We start from the raw sequence: 4,347 nt of genomic DNA on the forward strand, positions 1-4,347 counted from the left end.
CCGTTGGTAAAGTTGTCAATAATCTTGTAAGGCCCTGTCACTACTTTACCGGTGTTGTCATAAATAGTGGTGATCCCTGCTACCGGGCCGTCCTCTACTGATTTATTGGCAAATATCAGGTTAGTGGCGGGGTCAATGGAAACCTGGTCAAACTCCATTGGCAACAGCATTTCGCCGGTAACAGTCATTACGCCGTATTTATTACTTTCATCATTATGAGCAACTTTCACCAGGCTTGCTGATAAAGCGGAAATAAACTCTTTGACGGGTACCAGCTGCCTGGCAGCCGTATCCAGGCGATAGAATTGGCGTGCGGCAGCATCGCCGCTTACAAAATACCAGGGCGTGATCTGTCTCATCTTCACATAGTTAAATGGAATCGCCATTTTGCCGGTGGCTGTAGCTATAAACCCGAATTTATTGCTGGCCTCATCCTCTACCAGCACCATACCTGTATAATTAGGTTCAAGGTTATGTAGCATCAAGGGAACTGTTACCTTTTTTGAACCATCTTCGAGGTACACTTTAATCTTATCCACATTTCCTTTAAAATATACTTCCACATAACCTTTCTCTATTTCGTCAAAAGGAGTAACACCGGGCATTTTATCCAGGATGTCTTTCTTCAGGGCAACCATATCTTTATAAGCACCCTGCTCCAGTTTTTTTAAGATCTCTTCCACCACCTCGCTATAATCTTTGAGCAGCTTATCCACATTTCCATCACCATCAGGTCCTTTGTGATAGCTTGTCCGGTCGAGGAGTTTACCTTCTTTGTTGAAGGCTTCCATATCAAGGTAGCTCTGGTAAGCCTCCTTTTCCATGGCAACACGCACGCAGTTGTCTTTGATGTGCACTACTTTCAGAGAGGAACCTTTAAAGCTGGTTTTGTCATGTTGCCGGTCCAGCTCAAAAGCAGCCGTTTTCAAAGGGTAGCTATAGTTGGCTTCAACCAGCGCGCTGTCTACCGTTTTAAAGGTGTTCAACCGTTTGAATCCATCCAGTTCAAGTTCTTCCGCTTTCTTTGTTCCATCATGAAAATATATTTCCCTGGTAATAAAAACCGGGTTATCCAGTGAGCTTTTCCTCAGGGAAGCGCCATCCGGTTCCAGCAGGCTGTAGGTAGGATAATATGTCTGATTAAAACCGATGTCGCTTACGCTGAGTTTATACGCAGTTTCCAATTGTGCCGTATCAGGTACGCTAAAAGGTATCCCCTCTTTTTCCTCCCCGGGCTTAAAATGCTGCGGCTTCTCGTCTTCAAAATTCTTCATGAAATGAATAAAAGAAGTCACTTTTTCATTCTCTTCTTTCAGCATATCCCTGGCTTCATCCAGGCTTTTGCCATCCAATTGTTTTACAAACTCCAGTACTGCCGGAGATGGTTGTTTACTTCTACATGCCGGAAACAGGGATATAACTGCCACGCCTATACTAAAGAGGTTAAAATTTCTTATCATATATATCATTACTATTGAAGAACCGGGGAATTGAGTATAACAAACCCTTTATGTGGAAAAAATAAACAAAAAAAGGTTACCTGCCAAATATATGGGAACATTAAAGGGACTCTTTTGGGGATATCTATAAAGACAACAATATCAAATCATGTTGCTGCCTTTTATTTTTGTCCACCGGGATAATAGTCATTACTAATTTGTACCACTTCGAAATACATCTATCCTGTGGCAGCCAAAAAAGCCTTTACCATATCAGGTAAAGGCTTTGGCATTCAACAATACAACTTATGACAGAAAAGATACTTAATGATTATAAGGCATCACTACCAACCTATACTTTCCATCTTTCAATAATCTCTTTTCAAACATAATTTCCACCCGCTTCTTCTCTCCTTTCAACAACGTAAAATAATTATCATTCATTACAGCAGGCAGCACACGTTCATTATTATCTGCCCTCAGCAACTGCACATGTACCGCAAAGGCCGGGAAAGAAGCGGGGTTAATGATAGTAGCAATAATACGGGCACTGTCGCCGTACTGTTCCAATATGGAAGAGGTTTGCAATTGAACGGGCGGCAGCTTGTTCAGCGCTGTATAATCTGTCATACGGCTGCTCCTCCAGTAAAAGTTCTCTGACTGTAGCTTTCCCCGGGCATCTTTCAGCAACAACCGGATGAACTGCACATCGGTTAACGACTTGCTGCGTTTGCCATACACTTCCATATCAAACAATGAATAGCCCCAGGAAGTAGCCCGCTTGCGGCCAAGCATACGTACATACCGTGCTTTCACCGGTTTTACAGCAATCGTTTCAACGCCCCCTTTGCCTTTGTCAGTGGTGTATACATCCTGCCACTGCTTTGCATCACCGGATACCTGCAAACTGTAAGCGCTGGCATACGCGTCTTCCCAATGCAGCATCACGCTACTGATGTCCTGTGTAGTGCCAAGGTCAACATATACCCACTCATTGTCGGTGTAATTACTGCTCCATCTTGAGCCGGTGCTGCCATCGGCTACAGCGCCTGCACCTGCGCTTTCAGGTGAGGAAGAAGATGCCACAGCCGGTTTCTTAAATGCCAGGTTATCGATATTAAAGTTCAGATCGAAGCATGGCACAGCGGTATTGGAAGCGGCATCAATGGTTGCTTTCCTTCCGAATGTTGGCGCGGGCGTTCCATCCATATTGTATACAATCGCCTCTGCCTGTAAGCCCCTGTAGTGATCCTGCGTGGTGTTGATCACCTTTACGGAATTATCTGCCGCGCTCCATTGTATATGCAATGGTTCACAGGCTTTTTTTACGCCCCAGTAAGCGCCGGTAAGGTCATAGTAATAATCATAGGTTTGCCATACCAGGCTTGGATAGGCGCTTTGGCTCATCCATGTCATTACGCCGGAAGCATCGTTCCACATATGATGCAGCCAGCCTTCATACAACGCTTTGTTGGTTTCTATATTTACCAGTTGCGCCTTACGGCAATAATCTTCTATACCGGTAGCTTTACCATAACTTTTGTTGATGGCATCGTCGTATCGGTCAGGGCCTGCGTTAGCGGCAGAGGGACCAAAGAAATGAAGATCCCACATGTTATTACGCGGCCACCAGCTGCTGTCCGGCATAAATTTTTTAAAGCTTTCGAAAGATGTGAAAACGGCAGTGCCTATTTCTGTGCGCATACCCCAGCCGGGTGTTCCGCCAAAGCCATTGGGATACTTTGTGAAATACCAGGCTGGCATAAAGTTAGCCCAGGGACCGCTGCCGGTTAATCCATCGGAATGAGAGTTCGCCTGGTAAAGACGGTCGTTGCCATCATAGGTAGCTACGTTTTCCTTCAGCCATCCATTCAGCGGTGGTAAAGGATAACCTTCATTATCGCCACACCATACGGCTATGCTGGGATGGTTGCGGAGGCGTTTGATCTTTTTCACGGCGTTCTTGTTGAAGGCAAAAACATCTTTTGGTAAATTGGGATGTGAGTTCAGCCAGAAGTCGTCCCACACCAGCATGCCATATTTATCGCACGCATCATAAAACTCTTCATCGGTGGTGCTGCCTATCCAGTTGCGGATCATGTTAAAGTTCATTTCCTTATGCAGACGCACCTTCGTGTTGTACTCTTCACCACGGCAACGCAGCATATATTCAGACATGCCCCAGTTACCGCCTTTTATAAATATGCGTTTCCCGTTTATGCTGATGTGCAGCACACCGCCAAGAGTATCATAGCTGTATTGCTTTACGCCAAAGGTGATCTTTTTACTGTCGGAAGTTTTTTCACCGGATACAAACTGCAACCGGCAGGTATATAGCGGCTGATTGCCATATCCATTTGGCCACCACAACTGCGGGTTTGCGATCTCGGGTTGAAACGATACCTGCTCCGATTGCCCAGCAGGTAGTTTTACTTTTTTGGAGAAACGGATATTACCCGGTTGAATGATACCGGATACTTCTCCTTCCTGCGCGGCTGCAGAATGATTATCGAGGTTCATGCTGATGCTTAGCTTTGCATGCAATGAATCCGGCAAAGCTGTACGTATCCACGGATCAGCAATGGTTACCTGGCCGGAGCCGGTAAGGTATACATCGTCTGTAATACCCATATTAAGACCGGGCACATAAGGCATCCAATCCCAGCTGGCGCTGGAAATGTACGTAGGGCTGGAATAATTTACAATAGGCGTACCTGGCCAGTGCACCAGTAACACGAGCACATTAGGCTGGTCATATCTCAACAGGTCCGTTACATCAAATTTGCCCCGGTCCATAAATCCATCCAATGCGCCTATACGCCGGCCATTCAGGTATACTTCCGCTTTGCGGTTCACTCCTTCGAAATTCAGCCATTGCTTTTCTGCACTATTGCGTGTAGGCGTAAAC

At 45.6% G+C, this 4,347-nt stretch carries 2 protein-coding genes; both read right to left on the minus strand.

The window, feature by feature from the left end; genetic code table 11:
- Window positions 1-1,460 (minus strand): hypothetical protein (locus tag VIM72_RS23795; RefSeq protein WP_332005318.1); only part of this gene is annotated, 1,460 nt, incomplete at its 3' end.
- Between the two features lie 303 nt (window positions 1,461-1,763).
- Window positions 1,764-4,347, minus strand: a 2,584-nt coding sequence (locus VIM72_RS23800; protein ID WP_332005319.1) for a discoidin domain-containing protein, incomplete at its 5' end; no start/stop codon positions are given.

Origin of the sequence: Chitinophaga sp. (assembly GCF_036569185.1) — a bacterium.
In the GTDB taxonomy this organism is placed as follows: Bacteria; Bacteroidota; Bacteroidia; order Chitinophagales; family Chitinophagaceae; genus Chitinophaga.